The 21,387-nt window shown below is 31.7% G+C and carries 19 protein-coding genes and 2 tRNA genes; 12 read left to right on the plus strand and 9 right to left on the minus strand.

The genetic code is table 11. The features are described 5' to 3' along the window. Positions 1-10 precede the first annotated feature (10 nt). Complete coding sequence (locus tag B3I31_RS06825) at positions 11-463, minus strand: single-stranded DNA-binding protein (protein ID WP_038334855.1); 453 nt, start codon at positions 461-463, stop codon at positions 11-13. A 38-nt stretch (positions 464-501) separates the two neighbouring features. After that, complete coding sequence (mutY, locus tag B3I31_RS06830; protein WP_291069289.1) at positions 502-1,542, minus strand: A/G-specific adenine glycosylase; 1,041 nt, start codon at positions 1,540-1,542, stop codon at positions 502-504. Positions 1,543-1,625: 83 nt separating this feature from the next. Between mutY and B3I31_RS06835 the strand changes: the two genes are divergently transcribed. From B3I31_RS06835 to B3I31_RS06855, 5 genes are all read left to right on the plus strand, one after another. Next, on the plus strand, positions 1,626-1,922 hold the full coding sequence (locus B3I31_RS06835; RefSeq protein ID WP_019975652.1) for an HU family DNA-binding protein: 297 nt from the start codon (positions 1,626-1,628) through the stop codon (positions 1,920-1,922). Positions 1,923-2,135: 213 nt separating this feature from the next. Beyond that, the gene (locus B3I31_RS06840) at positions 2,136-3,707 is read left to right on the plus strand and encodes an Rne/Rng family ribonuclease (RefSeq protein ID WP_291078042.1); all 1,572 of its coding nucleotides are present in this window, start codon (positions 2,136-2,138) and stop codon (positions 3,705-3,707) included. Between the two features lie 57 nt (positions 3,708-3,764). After that, positions 3,765-4,439 carry a TIGR02117 family protein gene (locus B3I31_RS06845; RefSeq protein WP_221854428.1) on the plus strand — a complete coding sequence of 225 codons (675 nt, stop codon included), beginning with the start codon at positions 3,765-3,767 and terminating at the stop codon, positions 4,437-4,439. A 135-nt stretch (positions 4,440-4,574) separates the two neighbouring features. Beyond that, positions 4,575-4,648, plus strand: a tRNA-Asn gene (locus B3I31_RS06850). A gap of 121 nt (positions 4,649-4,769) precedes the next feature. Next, positions 4,770-5,240, plus strand: a complete 471-nt coding sequence (locus tag B3I31_RS06855; protein ID WP_291060400.1) for an ecotin family protein — start codon at positions 4,770-4,772, stop codon at positions 5,238-5,240. Between the two features lie 52 nt (positions 5,241-5,292). Here the strand turns inward: B3I31_RS06855 and B3I31_RS06860 are convergent, their stop codons facing one another. From B3I31_RS06860 to era, 3 genes are all read right to left on the minus strand, one after another. Continuing rightward, positions 5,293-6,537 (minus strand): DUF445 domain-containing protein, encoded by a 1,245-nt coding sequence (locus B3I31_RS06860; RefSeq protein ID WP_291060397.1) that lies wholly within the window; start codon positions 6,535-6,537, stop codon positions 5,293-5,295. Positions 6,538-6,621: 84 nt separating this feature from the next. Beyond that, positions 6,622-7,410, minus strand: a complete 789-nt coding sequence (locus B3I31_RS06865; RefSeq protein WP_180905665.1) for a universal stress protein — start codon at positions 7,408-7,410, stop codon at positions 6,622-6,624. A 111-nt stretch (positions 7,411-7,521) separates the two neighbouring features. Then, on the minus strand, positions 7,522-8,409 hold the full coding sequence (gene era / locus B3I31_RS06870) for a GTPase Era (RefSeq protein WP_038334822.1): 888 nt from the start codon (positions 8,407-8,409) through the stop codon (positions 7,522-7,524). Positions 8,410-8,631: 222 nt separating this feature from the next. Between era and B3I31_RS06875 the strand changes: the two genes are divergently transcribed. After that, entirely contained in the window at positions 8,632-8,901 is a 270-nt protein-coding gene (locus B3I31_RS06875; RefSeq protein ID WP_038334819.1) for a hypothetical protein, read from the plus strand. Positions 8,902-8,959: 58 nt separating this feature from the next. On the opposite strand, the gene B3I31_RS06880 is transcribed toward B3I31_RS06875, so the two are convergent. Continuing rightward, the gene (locus B3I31_RS06880) at positions 8,960-10,003 is read right to left on the minus strand and encodes a hypothetical protein (RefSeq protein WP_291060394.1); all 1,044 of its coding nucleotides are present in this window, start codon (positions 10,001-10,003) and stop codon (positions 8,960-8,962) included. A gap of 173 nt (positions 10,004-10,176) precedes the next feature. On the opposite strand from B3I31_RS06880, the gene scpA reads away from it, so the two are divergent. The 3 genes from scpA (at position 10,177) to B3I31_RS06895 (ending at position 15,693) form a co-directional block, all read left to right on the plus strand. After that, complete coding sequence (gene scpA / locus B3I31_RS06885) at positions 10,177-12,309, plus strand: methylmalonyl-CoA mutase (protein WP_125350662.1); 2,133 nt, start codon at positions 10,177-10,179, stop codon at positions 12,307-12,309. Between the two features lie 76 nt (positions 12,310-12,385). Further along, on the plus strand, positions 12,386-12,895 hold the full coding sequence (locus tag B3I31_RS06890; protein ID WP_038334805.1) for a hypothetical protein: 510 nt from the start codon (positions 12,386-12,388) through the stop codon (positions 12,893-12,895). 59 nt (positions 12,896-12,954) lie between these two features. Then, positions 12,955-15,693, plus strand: a complete 2,739-nt coding sequence (locus tag B3I31_RS06895; RefSeq protein WP_286496154.1) for an outer membrane beta-barrel protein — start codon at positions 12,955-12,957, stop codon at positions 15,691-15,693. 243 nt (positions 15,694-15,936) lie between these two features. On the opposite strand, the gene B3I31_RS06900 is transcribed toward B3I31_RS06895, so the two are convergent. Continuing rightward, positions 15,937-17,379 carry a TonB-dependent receptor gene (locus B3I31_RS06900; protein ID WP_219034246.1) on the minus strand — a complete coding sequence of 481 codons (1,443 nt, stop codon included), beginning with the start codon at positions 17,377-17,379 and terminating at the stop codon, positions 15,937-15,939. Between the two features lie 42 nt (positions 17,380-17,421). Between B3I31_RS06900 and B3I31_RS06905 the strand changes: the two genes are divergently transcribed. Next, positions 17,422-18,204 (plus strand): MBL fold metallo-hydrolase, encoded by a 783-nt coding sequence (locus B3I31_RS06905; protein ID WP_291046347.1) that lies wholly within the window; start codon positions 17,422-17,424, stop codon positions 18,202-18,204. A 60-nt stretch (positions 18,205-18,264) separates the two neighbouring features. After that, positions 18,265-18,345, plus strand: a tRNA-Leu gene (locus B3I31_RS06910). 37 nt (positions 18,346-18,382) lie between these two features. On the opposite strand, the gene B3I31_RS06915 is transcribed toward B3I31_RS06910, so the two are convergent. Beyond that, complete coding sequence (locus B3I31_RS06915; protein ID WP_219034235.1) at positions 18,383-18,706, minus strand: hypothetical protein; 324 nt, start codon at positions 18,704-18,706, stop codon at positions 18,383-18,385. A gap of 355 nt (positions 18,707-19,061) precedes the next feature. On the opposite strand from B3I31_RS06915, the gene B3I31_RS06920 reads away from it, so the two are divergent. Next, a complete protein-coding gene (locus tag B3I31_RS06920) occupies positions 19,062-20,540 on the plus strand; it encodes a glycosyltransferase (protein WP_286496152.1) in 1,479 nt (492 codons plus the stop codon). 55 nt (positions 20,541-20,595) lie between these two features. On the opposite strand, the gene zupT is transcribed toward B3I31_RS06920, so the two are convergent. Further along, positions 20,596-21,378, minus strand: a complete 783-nt coding sequence (zupT, locus tag B3I31_RS06925; protein WP_221856744.1) for a zinc transporter ZupT — start codon at positions 21,376-21,378, stop codon at positions 20,596-20,598. Positions 21,379-21,387: the final 9 nt, after the last annotated feature.

Raw genomic sequence — 21,387 nt, forward strand, 5'->3', positions numbered from 1 at the left:
TTTTTAATTTCTAAAAAGGCAAATCGTCTTCTCCTTCATCTATAAAAGGTGGCTCGACAACTGTTGTGTTTTGTTGACTTTGCTGAACTTTGTTCTGATCATTTTGCATGGCTTGACGTTGTTCATTGTCAATTTTTGGTGTCAAAAACTCGATTGAATTTGCTACGATCTCTGTTGTATAACGCGTTTGTCCGTTATCGTCCCATTTGCGTGTTTTGATGCGTCCTTCAACAAAAACTTTATCTCCTTTTTTCAGATAACGATCACATAATTCTGCCAATTTATTGCGTGTCACAATATTGTGCCATTCTGTTTCTGTAATTCGTTCTCCTGTTCTCGAAATGTAAGATTCTGTCGTTGCAATAGGAAATCGTCCAATACAATTTTGTTCATCGAAATGATGCAATTTTACATCATCACCCAAATTTCCGATCAAAAGTACTTTATTCGTTGTTCCATTCATAGTTGTAATAGGTTTTTAGTGGCTTGTTACTTACAAAGTTAATCCAAATAATGTTTATTTATAAATTTTTCTATTGGTTTTGGCAGCGGATAATGTTCGAGATCATTTAAAGCAATCATTTCAAAATCATTTTCGGCTTTCAAATTTGTTATATCTATTAAAGATACATTTAATTTCCAATATTTTATAAATAAATTTTGATGCGACAAAATATGTTTCTCCTCTTCGATAAAAGTTAGATTATTTTCAAGATTTTGATCTAAAATCCAACCTTTATCCAACAAGTCAGTTTCGGTTTCTATTTTTGGAAAAGTGAATAAATTTTTCCAAACATCATTTCCAATTCGTTTAGACAAGGCAATTTTATCTTCATTTTCGATGAGAATAAAATGTAAAAAACGATTCGAAACTTTTGTCTTTTTCAATTTTATAGGCAATTCGTTGACTTTATTTAATCGAAGCGCTTCACAAGACTCATTAAGTGGACAAATTTCACACTTTGGCTGTTTTGGTGTACAAATTGTTGCACCCAAATCCATTACCGCCTGATTAAAATCACCTGGACGTTTTTTATCAATGATTTCTAAACCCAAATCCCAGAAAATCTTCTTTGTTTTTGGCGAACTTATATCATCTGTAATATTAAAATATCGCGCAAAAACTCGAAACATATTTCCGTCTACAGCAGGTACATTTTCATTATATACAATAGATGCAATTGCAGCTGCAGTGTAATCTCCTACGCCTTTTAGCTTTTTTAAATCTTTGAAATTATTCGGAAATTGTCCATTTAACTCATCAGCAATCGTCTTTGCTGTGAAGTGTAAATTTCTGGCACGGGAATAATAACCCAGTCCTTGCCAGAGTTTTAGGACTTTTTGTTCGTCGGCATTTGCCAAATCGAAAATAGTCTCAAATTCTTGTATGAAATTATTGTAAAATTTCATACCTTGGTCAACCCTTGTTTGTTGGAGAATAATTTCCGACAACCAAATGTGAAATGGGTCTTTTGTATGACGCCAAGGTAAATCTCGTTTATTTTTGTCAAAATATGACAAAATCAGATAGTTGAAGTTCATAAAAACTGAAAAAATCTTTTTTTGTTGGGATACTATCGTTATATTTGCACCCGCTTTCAAATTTAAGAATAATAAGAGGAATTATGACAAAGGCAGAAATAGTAAATAACATTTCAGGTAAATTAGGACTTGAAAAGAGCGATACTCAAAGAGTGGTAGAATCGTTTATGGAGGAGGTGATTAAATCATTAGTAGAAGGAGAAAATGTATACTTAAGAGGATTTGGTTCTTTTACTATTAAAACTAGAGCTGAAAAAACAGGTAGAAACATTACAAAAGGTACTTCTATCATTATCCCAGCACACAACGTTCCTACATTTAAACCAGCTAAGACTTTCATCGAAGATGTAAAGACTAGCGAAGCAAACGTAATCAAATAACAATAAAATAATTGTATCATGCCAAGCGGAAAAAAACGTAAAAGACATAAGGTAGCGACGCACAAACGCAAAAAACGTCGTCGTCTTAACAGACACAAAAAGAAAAAATAATTAGTAGCTAAGCTATTAATAATTTAGTCTTTTTACAAGATAGCACTTTTCAATGGAAATTTTGGAAAGTGCTTTTATCATTTTTAAAAACATAATTTTTTGATGAGTAAAGAATTAGTGATTTCAGCCTTAGCTGATCAAGTACGCATCGCAGTTTTAGATGAAGGTCGCTTGATGGAATTTCATCAAGATACTGCAAATGATGGCTTTGCAGTTGGCGACATTTACTTGGGTAAAATCAAAAAATTAGCTCCTAGTTTAAATGCAACCTTTGTTGACATTGGTTATTCGAAAGATGCATTTTTACATTATCATGACTTAGGTCCACAAATACGTTCGTCAAATGCGTACAACAAAATTGTAGCATATGGCACGTACAAAACCGAAAAATTGAAGAACTTCCGTATGGAAGAACCGATTGACAAAGATGGACAAATTACAGAAATCTTTGCTCCAGGTGATTCCGTTTTGGTTCAAATTACAAAAGAACCAATTCATACGAAAGGACCAAGAATTACTTCTGAAATTTCAATTGCTGGTCGATATTTAGTTTTAGTTCCATTTTCGGAACGTGTTTCGATTTCGCAAAAAATCAAACAAAAACCAGAACGCGATCGTTTAATCAAAATTTTAGAAGGTTTAACACCAGAAGGCTTCGGAGTTATTATCAGAACAGTTGCCGAAGAGAAGAATGCAGAAGAATTACAAGCAGATTTGGCTTATTTGTTAAACAAATGGTCTCAAATCTTCAAAAATCTTCAAAAAAAGAAAGCGCCAGCTAAAATTCTTAGCGAAATGGACAGAGCTTCTTCTATTTTGAGAGATAATTTTAATGATGATTTTATTAAAATTTCTGTTGATGATGATGAATTAGCTGACGAAATGCGCGAATATTTGGAAGTTATTGCACCAGATAAAATTAATTTGGTAAAAGAATACGACGATCCATTTGTTCCAATTTTTGAGAAGTTTAATGTCGAAAGACAAATTAAACAAGCTTTTGGTAAAACGGTAACTATTCCACAATCTAAAGGTGCATATCTTGTGATTGAACATACAGAAGCGTTACACGTAATTGATGTGAATTCGGGAAATATTTCTCGTAATTCTAAAAATCAGGAAGATTCAGCTTTTGCCGTAAACAAAATTGCTGCTTCTGAAATTGCACGTCAGTTGCGATTACGTGATATGGGAGGAATTGTTGTGGTCGATTTTATTGACATGACGGATGTAGAACATAAAAAAGAATTGTTCGAGCATCTGAGAGCTGAAATGGCGAAAGATAAAGCAAAACATAAGATTTTGCCACCAAGTAAATTTGGATTGATTCAGATTACAAGACAACGTGTTCGCCCAGAGGTGAATTTTGTTACAACTGAAGAAAATCCTAACCAAGAATCGAATGAAGTTGAAGCACCTATCGTTACAATTGATAAAATTGAACAAGTGCTCTTGAATATCCTTGATAGAAAAGATAAGGATTTACGAAAAATGTCGTTGCACGTGCATCCTTTCGTAGCTGCTTATTTACAACATGGATTGCCAAGCATTCAGATGAAATGGTTTTTTAAGCATAAAAAGTGGATTAAGATTGTACCAAGAGATGCGTACAAATACTTACAATTTAATTTCTTGGACAAAGATCATAATACACTTTACAACGAATCAAATTAAGAAAAACCTCGCAATTGCGAGGTTTTTTGTTTTATATTCGTTACACAACAAAATACTATGAAAAAAATATTCCGAATTCTTCTCAAAACTTTAGAAGCTTTAGTTTTACTAATTGTGGTGTATTTACTTGCAGTAGTTTTGCTGCCATTAATTCCAGTAAACAAACAAAAAGAGAAGTCTAATGATCAAATCACAGCGTATATTTTGACAAATGGCGTACATACGGATATTGTGGTTCCAGTAAAATCTGAAGCGATTGATTGGTCGACTTTTGTACCTTTCTTGGATACAAAATCGAAAAAAGAATACAAATATATTGCCTTTGGTTGGGGTGATAAAGGTTTCTATTTGGATACACCGGAATGGAAAGATCTTAAATTCTCTACAGCTTTCAACGCTGCGTTTTGGTTAGGAGATTCGGCGATTCATACTACTTTTTATGATAATATGACGATAGATGACAATTGTAAAAAAGTTGATTTGAGTGTAGAAGAGTATCAAAAATTAATTGTTTACATCAAGCAATCATTTGATTTGGATCTAAATAACAAAGTCGAATTAATAAAAACAGATGCTGTTTATGGAGATAGTGATTCGTTTTACGAAGCAAAAGGAAGTTATAGTTTATTTTTTACGTGTAATACGTGGGCTGCAAGCGCGTTAAAAGCAGCAAATAAAGAAGCCCCCTTGTGGACGGCAACACAACAAGGAATTTTTCGTCATTATGAATAATTTTTTTAAATTATTTCTGATTCATTTTCAAAGAGTTGTCTATTAATGCGACTTGTAGAACGAAAAAAAATACTTTTAAGATTTGGAAGTAATAAAATTTGCTCTATATTTGCAACACAATATCGATAACGATACTCCTCCTTAGCTCAGTTGGTTAGAGCATCTGACTGTTAATCAGAGGGTCCTTGGTTCGAGCCCAAGAGGAGGAGCAAAAAAGACAATCAATTTGATTGTCTTTTTTTATTTCACAAATATTTAACATTTCCTCACACAACCATTCACCTAACTTTTGCATCTTACTAATAGAAAAACAAATAAAATCAGATTAGTATGAAATTTAGAAAAGTATTTAGCGTTTTAGCATTATTAATGGTTATGGTAACATTCGCACAAAAAAATATGAAAATAGATTATTCAATGTATCCAAAAGCAAAAGATGGATATGAACAGAAAATTATCACTTTAAAACCACAAGCCAATGAAGAAAACTATTTAGTTGAAATATTTGCTGGGAAAAAAACAAAGGTTGATTCTTGTAATCAATTTTTCTTAAGTGGAAATTTTGATCAAAAAACTGTTGATGGTTGGGGTTATGATTATTTTAATTTCGAAACTGATGGAAATATATCAGGAACTTTAATGGGATGTTTTGACAATAAATCTGTCGAAAAAATTGTACATGCTCAATCTTTGCAGACGCGTTACAATAGCAAATTACCAATCGTAGTTTACGTACCAAAAGGCTATACTTTAGAATATAGAATTTGGAAAGCAGATGAAAAACTTAACATAGTTAAGTAATATTTATAGTTGTTAATTGAAAAAGCTCGAGAATTTCTCGAGCTTTTATATTTTAATGAAATACCAATTGCGTGATCGTGTAAATAACTAAACCAACAAGTCCTCCAACTAACGTTCCGTTAATCCGAATAAATTGCAAGTCTTTCCCAACTTCCAATTCTAGCTTTTCGCTCAATTCTTTTCCTTCCCATTTATCAACTGTATTACTAATCAAACTTTCCACTTCTTTTACATTTCGTAAAATCATACGGTAAATAAAATGACGCACCCAACCATTAATCTTATCAATCATTTCTTGATTATCGTTCAAATTTTCGGTCAATTTTTTTATATTTTTCTTAATGTAAACTTGCATTGCAGAATTTTCATCATCAAAACTTTCGGTCAAATTTTGTTTAATCGCCAACCACAAATCCAAAGCATAATCATTCAATCGTTCTTTTGTGATAAAATCATCACGAAGCGATTCTAACCTAAATTTCCAATCGGGAGATTCTTTTATATTCTGAATGTTTTCTCGGATAATTCGTTCGATATTATGACGAATTGGATGTTCTTTATCTTCTGCAACCTCATCCAAAAAACTCACCACGCCTTCCACTACTCCTTTCGATATTTTTTTACCAACAAAAAATGAAATGACAGGATGTTTTTCATTTAATTTATCTTTAATAATCAAATCACTTTCTAAGATATACTCTTTCGCTTTTGGAATGATTGCTTCTAAAATTTCGTCGTGTTTTTCCTTTTCTAAAATATATTCTAAACTTGACGAAACTAATTCAGGTAAATCAAATTGTTTCAAAATTTCATCACCTTTCAAGGTTATAAAATCAACGACATCTTTATCATCTAAATCTTTGACAATTTTCTTGGAGAAATTAATCAATTCTTCTTGCAACATTTCTTGATTCGTAGCTTTATTCAACCAATCTGCTGCGTATTTTACAACTTCTAATTTCTCGATATATGGACGAATTGTAGATGGTGTCAAAAAATTATCAGTTACAAACTGTCCCAAATTATCTCCAATCGCATTTTTACTATTTTCGATCAAATTTGTATGCGGAATTTTAAGTCCAAGCGGATATTTGAACAAAGCCGTAACCGCAAACCAATCGGCAAGTGCACCAACCATTGCTGCTTCGGCAAATGCTTCCACATATCCAATCCATTTCGCAGGTGAATGTTGACTTAGATAAACCATCAAAAAGTAAATAAAAGCCATCAAAATGAATAATCCTGTCGCAATAGCTTTATGTTTTTTGAGGTTTTGTATTTTCTGAAGTTCCGTCATAAAAGTGTTTTGAGAAATTTGTTGCAAAAATTTAGCCAATCAAAAAAGCGGAGAATTCTCCGCTCTAAGTTTTATGTTTTTAATTTATTTACTTTCCTGAAAAACCAATAACGCTACATTTGCACTCGACAATAATCGTTGGCTATGATTGATTGTAAATAATCTTTCGAAAGATGATAATTCACGGTGAACAACACCTAAAACATCGATGTTATTTTTCGTACAATAATTGATTAAACCACCTTCTACATCTTTGCTCGGTTCAATTGTAATTATCGCTTCAGGATATTCTTCTTCCCATTCTTTTTTAACGCTTAACATTTGTGGAGTAATCGATTTATCATCAACATGTACAATGTTTAACAATTTATCGTAACGTTTTGTCACTTCTTCCATTTGCGCCAAAGCTTTTGTCTCTTTTTGATTAAACAATGTAGCATAAGCAAAATTTCTTTCTTCTTTAAATTTTACATTATTTGGAACAACCAACACAGGCGCAGGCGAATTGTTAATGACATTTACGGTATTAGAGCCAAAAAACTTTTTGCCTAAACTATTTTGTCCATTCGTTCCCATCACCACATATTGTATATCATCTTTGTTGATAATATCCAAAATCATCAACAACAAATCGCCAACAACCAAAGAACTCTCTATTTTTACATGTTCAAGGTTATTTTCTTTTGCAATATTTTTAAGTTTATTGATATAATTTTCGAAGTTTTCTTCTGTAACTTCAAGATAATTTTTAAGATTTGATTGTACAGAAACTAACTTAATATCTGTTTTAAGAACTTTTGCAAGGTTTAACGCATACAAAAAAGCATTGTTTGCTGTTTCCGAAAAATCGGTTGGAAATAATATTTTAGCCATAATAATTAAATTCTAGAATAGATTTTGTTCTATAAATTTACAACTAAAATTTAGGTAAAGCCACAAAAAAAGTCTTGATTTCTCAAGACTTATCTATTTTTTTAATCGTTTTTAATAACCAAAACGACGCAAATCATTCTCTTTGCTTCTCCAATCTTTTCGCACTTTCACGAAAAGTTTCAAGAATACTTTCTTATCAAAGAATTTTTCTAACTCTTCTCTTGCTTCTTTTCCTACTTTCGATAAAGACTCTCCTTTATGTCCAATAATAATTCCTTTCTGAGAATCGCGTTCTACAAAAATTTCAGCTTCGATAGAAATTAAATTCAAATCTTCTTTGAAACGCTCTGTTACTACCTCAACAGAATAAGGAATCTCTTTTTGATAATTTAATAAAATCTTTTCGCGAATTACTTCGTTTACAATAAAACGCTCCGAACGGTCTGTTAATTGATCTTCTGGATAATATTGTGGCCCTTCTGGAATAATTGCTTTGATCTTATTAATCAACAAATCTACATTCACGTTTTCTTTTGCCGAAATAGGTAAAATCTCTGCTTTTGGCAATAATTCGTGCCAATATTCTACCGCTTCATTCAATCGATCTGGCGTAGCTGTATCAATTTTATTCAACAATAAAATAATTGGTGTAGATGTTTTTTGCAGACGTTCGAAAACTTGTTCATTTTTCAATCGTTTTTCTCCAATTTCTACAACATAAAGAATCACATCGGCATCCACCAACGACTCATTTACTGCATCCATCATTTTTGTTTGCAGTTCATAAGCAGGATCCAAAACACCAGGCGTATCCGAAAATACAATCTGATAATCTTCTCCTGTCAAAATACCTTTGATACGATGACGCGTAGTTTGCGCTTTGTGTGTTGCGATAACCAAACGCTCTTTCATCAACATATTCATCAAAGTAGATTTTCCAACATTTGGATTTCCTATGATGTTTACAAAACCGGATTTAAATTTCTTTTCGTCTGACATTCTGCAAATTTAGTGATTTCTATAATATTATTTCAGATTAATATGTTGAAGAAAAGATTAATATTCTAATGAAATTTTAATTTCATTAAATTGATTTTGGTCTGTATTTTGAATAATTCTAATTAAGTTCAAAAAAATATGACGAAAGTTATGGTTTATTGAAAAATATGATTAATTTCATACATGTGTTATGGAAGATTAAATTAACCAAAATTTAAAAAAATGATGAAAGCAGAACTTATCGAAAAAGAAGAAGTAAGAAACTATAAATTTTTAGACGCGCCAAAAGACGAAGTAACGGTAGAGGCAAACAAATTGAATGGTGCAGTAAGATTAGGAAACGAATTCAAATCGAAAGCATATATTACATTTCAGACAGATCAAGGTCCTAAGAAAATTGAGACGACTGTTTGGTCTGTTACGGATAAATTTTTACAAATTAAGAATGGAGTTTTGATTCCGTTAAAATCTTTAATTGATATTCAATACTAAAAATTGTTTATTGCTTAAATTAAAAAAGGGATACGATGACATCGTATCCCTTTTTTAATTAATTATTTTCGTTAGATTCTTTCAACAATCTAATTAATTCTGCTCTAATAGCTGCTTTATCATTACTTTTTGGGAAATCTCCGATAAAAAATGTTTGTTGCGGAACTTCATAAGATTCTAATTCACTTTTTGGAATATCAACATGTTCTGCAAATCGACTTTCTATTACCAAAGAAATTACATCTTCTGTAGATCCTTTTTTCGGAAAAGCAATTACAATAAAATTATAATCGATATATGGTTTTAATTTCTCTTCGATCAATTCTAAATTCACCACATCTTTCCCATTCAACTTACACTCATTTCCAGAAATCCATCTAAACTTTTTCTGATCATCCGAAACAACAGCCTGTCTATATAAATTTAGTGATTCTTTTTCGTAAGGCGAATTCAAGACTAAATTACCTTTTTCATCTTCCGAAAGTTCTATTTTATCTAAAACAGTATAATCTGTTTCATCTATTTTTTTTACTGCAATCGGAAACCCATTCGCGGTAAAAACTTGATAAAAACTTGTTTTCGTTTGATCATTCAATTTACTTTTCAAATCATCTGACAAATCATCACTTTCGATAGCAATTTTTTCGATTCTTGCCAAATCTTCAAAAGAATTCTCAATCTGTTTCTTTGTCAAATAAGCATAATTTAATGCGTATCCTATTTCGTCTTGACTTTCGTCTGTTAATGGAATCTTCACTTTATCCGAATCTTCATGACAATACAAATCAAAACCTCCTTCTATGGCTTGAACCAATGAAATTTCTCCTTCATTTTCTAAAACCGATGAACTTAAAAGTGTAGAATCTCCTTTTTTCAATCCTAAAAAATTGTTTAACGAATGAAACGTTTCATTCACAAATCGAGGATCAAAATTCGATACATAAACATTATCTTCTCTCGAATAATGAAAATTAACTTTTTCTTCTTTTGAATCGATCTTTTTCATCAAATCAAAAATATCATTTTGCCATTGAAAGGTATTTTTATCCTGAAATTCACTTAAAATCTCTGGAATGTTTTTATTGTTAAAATCTAACTTCATAATAATTACTTTTGTGTGTTTTTAATTTACTGATAATCAAACTAAATCAATAATTTTACCAAAAAACTCGATTAAAATGTTTTTTCAACTTTTTGTCAACAAAAGTTGAAAAAAGCAGTTTCAAAAATTGGTGATTTTATAAAATTTAATAGATAATTATTTATCTTAGCAAGATGAATCACAAAACAGATTTTTCGAATTTAAGATTTAAACGAAATCTAAATTCTAATCCATCACATATAGAGTCATTTGAATTAGATAGTTTACAAGTCAAAAGTGATTACAATTACGATGATGTAAAAAATCTGAAACAGATTAACTTTTTACCCGGAGTTGCCCCATATTTACGCGGTCCTTATACGACAATGTATGTTCGTCAACCTTGGACAATTCGCCAATATGCAGGTTTTTCTACTGCAGAAGAATCGAATGCTTTTTATAAAAGAAATTTAGCTGCTGGTCAGAAAGGGCTTTCTGTTGCCTTTGATTTGGCTACTCACCGCGGTTACGACTCAGATCATGAACGTGTTGTAGGAGATGTAGGTAAAGCTGGCGTTGCGATAGATTCTGTAGAAGATATGAAGATTTTGTTCAATGAAATTCCATTGGATAAAATTTCGGTTTCGATGACAATGAACGGAGCTGTTCTTCCTATTTTAGCTTTTTACATTGTAGCTGCAGAAGAACAAGGTGTTTCGCAAGATCAACTTTCTGGTACAATTCAGAATGATATTTTGAAAGAGTTTATGGTGCGTAATACATACATTTATCCGCCAACTCCTTCAATGAAAATTATTGCAGATATTTTCGAATATACTTCTCAAAAAATTCCTCGCTTCAATTCGATTTCTATTTCGGGTTATCACATGCAAGAAGCTGGAGCTACGCCTGTTTTGGAAATGGCTTATACTCTTGCAGATGGTTACGAATATGTAAAAACTGGTTTGGAAGCAGGATTGAAAGTTGATGATTTTGCTCCTCGTTTATCATTTTTCTGGGCGATTGGAATGAATTTCCCTCAAGAAATTGCAAAAATGAGAGCTGCTCGTATGTTATGGGCAAAATTGATGCAAGAATTTGAGCCTCAAAATAAAAAATCATTAATGTTGAGAACGCACTGTCAGACTTCTGGTTGGAGTTTAACAGAGCAAGAACCTTATAACAATATTGGTCGTACAGCGATAGAAGCGTTAGCTGCTGCTTTAGGAGGAACGCAGTCTTTGCATACCAATGCGTTGGACGAAGCAATTGCTTTGCCAACAGATTTCTCGGCTCGTATTGCGCGTAATACACAAATCATTTTACAAGAAGAAACTCAAATTTGTAGAACGGCTGATCCTTTTGGAGGAAGTTTTATGATTGAATCTTTGACAAATGAAATGGCAAATCAAGCGTGGGAATATATACAAGAAGTTCGCGAATTAGGTGGAATGACACAAGCAATTGAAGCTGGAATTCCAAAAATGCGTATTGAAGAAGCTGCTGCAAAAAAACAAGCCAAAATTGACTCTGGTGAAGTCGCAATTGTTGGTGTAAATGCTTATCGCTCGAAATTAGAACAACAAGAGTTCGAAATTTTAGAAGTTGACAACACTGCTGTTCGTCAAAAACAAATTGATCGATTAAATCAAATTAAAGCGGAGCGTAACAGCGAAGCTGTAAAAGATATTTTAGCACAATTAACAAAAGCTGCTGAAACAGGCGAAGGAAATTTATTAGAATTATCTATCGAAGCGGCTCGTCGTCGTGTTACTTTAGGTGAAATTTCTGATGCATTAGAAGCTGTTTTTGGTCGTCATAAAGCAATTACAAGAGGAATTCAAGGAGTTTATGCTATGGAAGCAGGTAAAATGAATAAATTTGAGGAAGCTCGTAATTTAGCTGACGAGTTTGCCGAAGAAGATGGACGCCGTCCTCGTATTATGGTAGCTAAAATGGGACAAGATGGTCACGATCGTGGTGCGAAAGTCGTTGCAACCTCTTTTGCGGATATGGGATTTGATGTGGATATTTCTCCATTGTTCCAGACGCCAGCAGAAGTTGCGAAACAAGCTGTAGAGAATGATGTTCATATTTTAGGAATTTCTTCTTTGGCTGCAGGACACAAAACGTTGGTTCCGGAAGTTGTAAAACAATTGAAAGAATTAGGTAGAGACGATGTTTATATCGTAGTCGGAGGTGTTATTCCGCGTCAAGATTATGATTATCTTTATCAAAATGGTGCAGATGCAATCTTTGGTCCAGGGACAAACTTGGCGGAATGTGCCTGCGAAATTTTAGAGAATTTATTGAAATCTTATAAATAAATCTATTTTAGTATGAGTATTCCTGTCTATTGACAGGAATATTTTTATATTTATACCACACAAACCTTAAAGCGAAATGAATAAAACTCTTCGAAATATTATCTTAATCATCTGTACAATTTTTATTATATGGTTTATTGGATACTTTCTGATTGGAGATTTTATCAGTTTAGAATTCGCGAATCATGATTTTGCGAAACTATTTCCAAAGCTTTTAACATTTGCTGCGGCAGTTAGTATTTATGTACTTTTTCTACTTTCTATCAAAAAGAAAGACGGATGGAGTTTTATGAATGTGATGAAATTTATCTTTGGAATTATCTTCGGATTTCTTCCACTTCTAACCTTCGAATATTATAGTATTGGAAGTTGTACAAATTGGAAAATTGATAAAAAAATTCAAAAAACGCTTTATAAATCCAATTCTTCTGATTCAGAAAAAATTGTTTTAATCGAAACATTTTGTCCTGAATCTAACCTAAAAACAACTCAGGTAAAGCGAATTGTAGAAATTACACCTCTTTTTATCACAACTTCTGAAATTGATCTAAATAAAATTTCGGATAAAAGTTGGAAAAAACTTTAATCAAAATTAAACTTTGCTCAAAATTTGATGTCTAACAGATGAAGAAACCAATTCATCTCATGACAAAATATATTCTATCATTTCTTTTTAGTTTGATTACAATTTTTTCTTTTGCACAAGAAAAAGTCACAATTACAGGAAAAGTAACGGATGTGCTTAATTTTCCTTTAACTGATTCTGAAGTTATTTTAGGCAACAAAGTCGATTCTGCACAAATTTCTACTACATCTACAAATGATGATGGTACGTTCAAAATTGAAGTTAATCTACAAGATAAACCTGTTTATTTAATCATTGATGATCCTTTAGAAGGCGTTTTCAAACAAAGTTTCGAATCCATCAAAAACAATATTGATCTTGGAATAATTATCATTAATCCGATGATTTATGATTTAGATGAGGTTGTGGTAACAAATGTGGAACCTATTGTTGTAAAACAAGATACAATCGAGTATAATGCTGATTCTTACAAAGTAAAACCGAATGCAAATTTGGAAGCTTTGTTGAGAGAATTACCAGGTTTTGAGATGGATGACAGCGGAAATATTACGGTAAATGGAAAAGATGTTAATGAGATTTTGATTGATGGTGAACCATTTTTTGGAACGGACGGAAAAGTTGCGTTAGAAAATTTACCTGTAGATATTATCAAAAAAATTCAGGTTTCGGATTATAAAACGAAAAATGAAAAATTCTCTGGGGAACGTTCGAAATCGAATAAGTCTTCGCTAAATATTACCTTGAAAGAAGATAAAAAAAAAGGTTATATGCTCAAAGCCACGGCGGGTTATGGAACGGATAATCATTACGAAGGCAATTTGATGGCGAACTATTTTAAAGATAAAAAGAAAATTAGTTTGATTGGTTCTTCGACAGATATTGCAGCTTCTGGAATGACAAGCGGTGAAGGTTCGCGTGGTCGTGGTGGAATGGGAAGAAGAGGTTCTGATGGTGTAATAACAAATACTTCAATTGGATTGAATTATAACGATCAATTAACTGATAATTTGAAAATTGGAGCTGATTATCGTTTGAATCATTCCTTTACGAAAAACGATCAATATCAACATGTAGAAAACTTTTCTCCAAAAAATATTTATACTTCTGATGCGAATTCTAAAACTAAAAGTGAAACGTATGGTCATAATTTTGGAACAAATTTAGAATGGACGAAAAACAATACAAAAATTTATTTTTATCCATCGTTTAGTAATTCTTCGTCTACAAATTCATCAATTTCGGATAGTAAAACATATTCAGATTTGGGTGATTTGAGAAATCAAATGAATCAAACTTCAAATGGAAAATCAAGCTCGAATACATTTAATACATTATTATCACTTAATCAGAAATTCAAAAATAAATCTTATTTAGACTTTAATTCAAGTATTTCGATTGGTAAAACAGATCGAAATTCGTTCATCAATTCGACAACTTTATATACAAATGATACTATTGCGGATATTTATAGAAACATCAATGAGAAAAATATTTCGAAAAATAATCAATACAATTTTGATGTAAAATATACGTATCCAATTACAGATTCTTTGAAAATCGCCGTTGGTTCTGCTTATAATTTAACCGATTCTGAAACCAATAATAGAACGTGGAATTATAATGATGTAACGGGAGAATATGACAATTTGAACAATGATTTGACGCGTTTTTATTCAACCAAATTGAATGAATTTAATCCGTATGCTCAATTATTATTGAACAAAAATAAAATTTCGGCAACAGTTCGTTTTGGAGCAAACATCTACAATCAACAAAATTTTGGAACGTTTAAAGCAGATGATTACAGCTCAACTCAGAACAAAACTTTACCAGATATTTCGGGAAATATTCGTTATCAAAACGGAAACAACTCACTTTCCTTAATGTATAATTATCAGACAAGTTTGGCTTCGACATCACAAGTTTTACCAATTTTAGACGAAACTGATCCGTTAGATGTTTTCAAAGGTAATCCAGATCTTGATCCCAATAAAGCACATCGAATCAATTTGATGTTTAGCAATTTCGATCGTAAAACTCGTCAAGGATTTAATGCTAACTTAGGTTATACGTACAACGAATCAAATATTGTGAATTACACAGAAATGGATTATTCGATTTATAAACGAACAACAACATATGAAAATGTAAAAGGAAATTATCGTCTGAATGGTAACTTTTTCTTTAATAAACAATATCAAAAAGGGATCAATAAATTTAGAGTAAATGTAGGAATGTCGGCGAGTTATGCTTTAACGCAAGGTTTTAGAGATGCGGTGAAATATGAGCAATACAATACAACTTTATCACCTACATTGAGATTAAACTGGGATTATGGTGATTATTTAACGATTTCACCTTCTTATCGTTTGAACTTCACAAATTCTAAATATGTCAATTACTCAATTGATAATCAAAATAATATTACGCACAATTTCGGAATTAAAACTATTTCTACTTTTCCTAAAAATTTGACTTGGACAAATGATTTCAGTTACAATTATAACTCGAGAATGGCAGCAGGTTTCAAGCGTGATTTCTTTTTGTGGAATACAAGTTTGATGTATCGTTTCTTCGATGATAAATTGGAGGCTGGTGTTAAAGTTTACGATTTATTGAATCAAAATAACAGTTATACGCGTACAATTACAGCGGAATCAACAATCGATCAACGCAATAATATTCTGACTCGTTTTGTGATGTTCTCGTTAACATTCAACTTAAATCAGTTTGGTGGAAAATCTACAAAAGGTGGAGACGGAGACCGACCAAGAGAAGGCGGAATGCGAAGAATGTAAATGCAGTAGTAAAATAACAAAAAAACGGCTCAATTTTGAACCGTTTTTTTTGTTAATTATCTTTATCAACTCCTGTTTTTTTCTTGTATTTTTTGATAATATTCTTCTTCTACTTTATCAAATTCTGATATCGAAATTACTTTTCCTTTCGTGGGTTTTGTTTTGTCATGTTGAATTTATTTCAAAATCGAATATTGTTTATGATGAGAATGTGAAACGAATTCAGATTGATATACGAATAATTTATTCTAAAATATATTTCAATTTATAGCCAAACATTCCACGATCTTTGATCATGTCAGCAACACCTTCTGGACATTCATTTTCCCAATCTTGCTCAGCATTTGCAATTTTTTCTAAAATTCGACGCGAATAAGAATCTAAATAACCTCTGTTGTAATTCAAAATATCTTGAATTCTTCCATTATACAAGAAATATTTGTACAATTCGTGTACGCTATCACTTACTTGTAGATTTTTCGACGTCAACAAAATATCTTTTTCTTTGTCTAAATATGGATACAAATAAACTTTTACATTTTTCTTGAATAATTTTCCGAAAGCTTCCATGATTCCGCCAGGTAAATCGGCATAATATTGCTCATTGAAAATTTCGACCAAATTATTAACACCCATCGCTAAACCAACTTTGGTTTGATTTCGAGTAAATTTCGAGAAATAATCAACTAATTTATAATATTCAGAAAAGTTAGAAATGATAACATTGTAACCTAAACTACCAATAATATCAGCGCGATCTAAAAAATCTCGTTCATTCAATTCGCCTTCAAAACCAGAAGCAATCAAGTTAGAAAGCGTAATCTCAAATAAAATTTCGGTATTATCTGTTCTAACATCATCTTCTTGTTTGAAAATTTCTAAACCACCTTTGAACATATCCATATTTACATTCATAAAAGGACGGAAAGAGCCACGAACAGCGAAGATATTTTTCTTGTATAATAAATCGGCAGGTAAAATATTTTTTCCTTGTGGATTGAAAACCGCAACATCAGTCATTCCATTTTTAACCAATTGAAGCGACATCAAACGATTATCAACATATTTGAATTGTGGTCCACGGAAATTAATCATGTCAATTTCTAATTGATCTTTATCCAACGTATCGTATAAAGATTTTATTAATTTTCGGGGATTATCGTAGTAATAATAAGCGCCATAAATCAAATTAACACCCAAAACACCTAAAGTTTCTTGTTGCAATTGAGCCGTATTTTCTTTGAATTTTACATGAAAAATAATCTCGTTTGCTTTTTCATCTTCTGCATTTAACTTGAAACGTAAACCTATCCAACCTTGACCTTCATTTTTCTTTGAATAATCAATTGTTGTTACCGTATTTGCGTAGGTGAAAAATGCTTTTTCTTTGTAGTGATCGTGGACTAGACGCTCTTTCATCAATTCCATCTCATGATCCAACATTTTTTTAAGGCGAGCTTGTGTCACATAACGACGATTTTCTTCTACACCATATATAGAATCGGACATTTCTTTGTCATAAGCACTCATCGCTTTTGCAACAGTACCCGAAGCAGCACCTGCGCGATAAAAAAAACGAACGGTTTCTTGACCTGCTCCAATTTCTGCAAAAGAACCGTATATTTTCGGATTCAAATTGATCTCTAAAGCTTTTTGTTTAGGAGTAAGAACTTGTTCTAATGCCATATTTTAATTTCAAATAGTTTGTGGTAAATTTACCAAATCATTATGGCTAAATCAAATATAAAAATACATTTTTTAGGAACAGGGACTTCACAAGGAATTCCGATTATTGGTAGCGATCATCCGGTATGTTTGTCAACAAATCAAAAAGATAAACGTTTGCGTTCTTCTTTGTTGTTAGAAAAGGATGGAAAGATTATTACGATAGATAGTGGACCAGATTTTAGACAACAAATGTTACGTTATAATGCGCATAGATTGGACGGAATCCTGTATACACACGAGCATAATGACCATGTTTTAGGATTGGATGATATTCGCCCGTTGGTTTTCAAATCTGGAGAAGATATGAATGTCTATGGTTTGAAACGAGTGTTGGATGAATTACATAATCGATTTCCATATATGTTTGCTGAACATAAATATCCTGGAGTGCCAACGGTGATAGAGAATGTTGTGGAAGATGAAAAATTTTTGGTTGTTGGATTTACGATTGAACCAATAAAAGTTTTGCATGGACCTTTGCCTATTTTGGGTTATTTGATTGATGATAAAATTGCTTATTTGACAGATGTAAAAACAATTCCGACAGAATCGCTTGAGAAATTACGTGGAGTAGAAGTTTTAATCATTAGTGCGCTACGAGTAGAACAAGAACATTTTTCGCATATATTATTAGATGAAGCCATACGATACTCGGATTTGATAGGTGCAAAGCAGACATATTTTACACATATTTCGCATCATTTGGGATTTCATGATGAAGTAGAGGAAAAATTACCAGAAGGTAAACATTTGGCTTACGATACGTTAGAAATAATTCTGTAAAAAGTTTAAAAAATAGTTGGAAAAATAAATAAACTAACATTATATTTGCAGTCCATAAAGGCTCGGATGGCGGAATTGGTAGACGCGCACGACTCAAACTCGTGTTCCTTTGGAGTGTGGGTTCGATTCCCACTCCGAGTACTAAGCAAAAGCTCGAAACATTAGTTTCGAGCTTTTTTTATTTACATTCTCCTTTTTGTATAATTTTTACTTCAAATTTTCGGGCTCTATCATCTATAAAAGTAACTTCGTTTTCATAAAATTCAGGAAGTTTGTAATGCGTATTATCCAGCCAACCACCATTTGGCCAATCAATTTTATGCAGATAATTATTTTTCGTTGTTATAGTTACTCGATATGTCTTTGTTGACTTATTCGTTTTAACCTTGACATTTGCGCAATATTTTCCATCTTCAATGTGATCATTTATATTATGAAAATCTGAAGATGAGGAACAACTATAAATAATAGTAAAGCAAAAAAGTAAAAGTATATTTTTCATCATCTTTTTATTTAATCTTTGCTTAACAATCTATTGATATTCTGTTAAGCTTTGAATTTAATTTGCTGCATACATTTGCAGTAACAAAATCCTCATGTGTTAATTTATATCATTTCTCAAAATTACTTCTCTTTTCGGGAAGTTTTTTTGTTTTTATTAAGAAATCAGATTAAAATGTAACGTACTATACGCCTAATTTTTAAGTATAATACATATTGAAATTTTATTAATAATCAGTCGTTTATAAGTGTTTTATTTTTAATAAAGATTTAACTTCTTGAGTTTTATATTAACGTTAGGTGGCATAGTAGTTGTCATTTTATTCACTTTTTAATTAAAACTTAAAATTACTCAGATGACTAATATAGATTCAAAAAAAAATCTGGCAAACACGATTTTGTTATCCACCACGGAGCCTAAAACAGTGTTAAAGGTTATTCGATCGGATGAACATGAAAAAAAGTCTTTAAGAAATAAATTCATAGAGAGAATTTCTAAAAACTGTCTTACAAAGAAAGATTATCTAGTAATTGCTACAACTTTTGTGATTATGCTAACTTCTATTCTTTTTTTGTTTATTTATAAAAGTGAATTTCTACAATGGCATAGCACTAAATTATCTACCTGGTGGGGTGTTATTATTTATAGCCTTGGATTGGCACTTCTTATTCTTAAAACTTCTTTTCTTTTTTATTTAGGCTATTTATTCATAAAATATAAACCGGTCAAAAATGTTGCTGATGTAGATTTACCAACTTGTACCATTATTGTTCCGGCGTATAATGAAGGAAAATTAGTATATGATACTTTGTTAAGTTTAGCTGATAGTAATTATCCATCCGAAAAATTACAGATCTTAGCCGTTGACGATGGGAGTAAAGATGATACATGGAAATGGCTTCTTGAAGCGAAGAAAGTATTAGGAGATCGCGTTACACTTTTTCAACAGCCAAAAAATATGGGAAAACGTCATGCATTATATAAAGGATTCAAAATTGGAAAAGGGGAAGTTTTTGTGACGGTTGATAGTGATTCTATTGTAGATGAATCTACGCTTAGAAACTTGTTAAGCCCTTTTGTAGTGAATGAAAATTGTGGTGCTGTCGCTGGCAATGTTCGTGTATTGAATAAAGAAAAAGGTTTGATTCCAAAAATGTTGAGTGTTAGTTTTACATTTAGTTTCGAGTTTGTGCGATCTGCTCAAAGTGTGTTAGGTTCTGTGTTTTGTACACCTGGAGCTTTAGCAGCTTACAGAAAAGATGTTGTACATAATTGTTTGGAAGAATGGATAAATCAATCTTTTTTAGGGCAACCAAGTACAATCGGGGAGGATAGAGCTTTGACAAATATGATTTTGAAACAAGGTAAACATGTCTATTTTCAGAAAAATGCAATGGTTTATACCAATACTCCAGAGCGTTATAAGAATTTATACAAAATGTTTATTCGTTGGGAGAGAAGTAATGTTCGTGAGAATATTATGATGACAAAATTTGCTTTCACCAACTTTAGAGAAGGTTCTACAGTAGGAACTCGTATAATTCTGATGATGCAATGGATAAAATTAATCATGGCAATTCCATTATTTTTAATTTTAATCTTTTTTGTCGCAACACATCCAATTTTATTCATCACAAGTACATTGTCTGGCGTTTTAGTTTTTTCAAGTATTCAGATGATTTTTTATGCAAAAAAATACAATTTTAAAGAAGCTTTATTAGCATACGTTTACAGTATTTTCTATATGTTCACGCTTTTTTGGATTACGCCTTATGCCATTGTAACAGCAGGAAGAAGTGGTTGGTTAACGAGAGAATTACCTCAGGCAACTTAAAATTTTAAATATTAATTCATACAAAAACTTCTCTCATTGGGAAGTTTTTTTGTTTTTACATAAAAAGTAAAAGACTAACAGCCATTACAAACATTCCGATTACAATTCCGTAAGTTGATAATTTTTTTCCAGCGTATTCGTTTGCGGTCGGAATTAATTCATTAATCGAAATATAAACCATCATACCTGCGACACTTGCGAAGATTGCTCCGAAAATTGATTCATCAAAAAATTGTAACAATACAAAATAGCCAATTAATGCGCCAATAGGTTCTGTTAATCCTGATAAAAAGGAATATAGAAATGCTTTTTTTCTATTCTTTGTAGCGTAATAGATTGGTATAGCAACGGCGATTCCTTCTGGAATATTATGAATAGCAATAGCTGAAGCTATAGAAATTCCGTAAGTTGGATTTTCTAATGCTGACAAAAAAGTTGCTAATCCTTCAGGGAAATTATGAATTGATAAAGCTAAAGCAGAAAACAAACCCAAACGCAATAATTTCTGATCGTTTGTCTCTGTTTTATTTTCATCGCAATGATGATGAGGCAATATTTTATCGATTAAAATAATGATTAAAATTCCTGCAAAAAATCCCAATAATGTATAAGTGTAACCTAATTTTTCTCCAAAAACACTTGATAATGATAATTTAGCTTTTGTTAAAATTTCTACAAAAGAGACATAAAGCATTACACCAGCAGAAATTCCCAACATTACGCCTAAGAATTTTGGATTGAATTTTTTGTATAATAAACATAAAATACTTCCTATTCCAGTGCTAATTCCGGCAAGAAAGGTTAAACTAAAAGCAAATATTAACGGATTTGAAAACATTAATTTTAA

It is taken from the genome of Empedobacter sp. UBA3475 (genome assembly GCF_002378465.1).
GTDB lineage: Bacteria > Bacteroidota > Bacteroidia > Flavobacteriales > Weeksellaceae > Empedobacter > Empedobacter falsenii_B.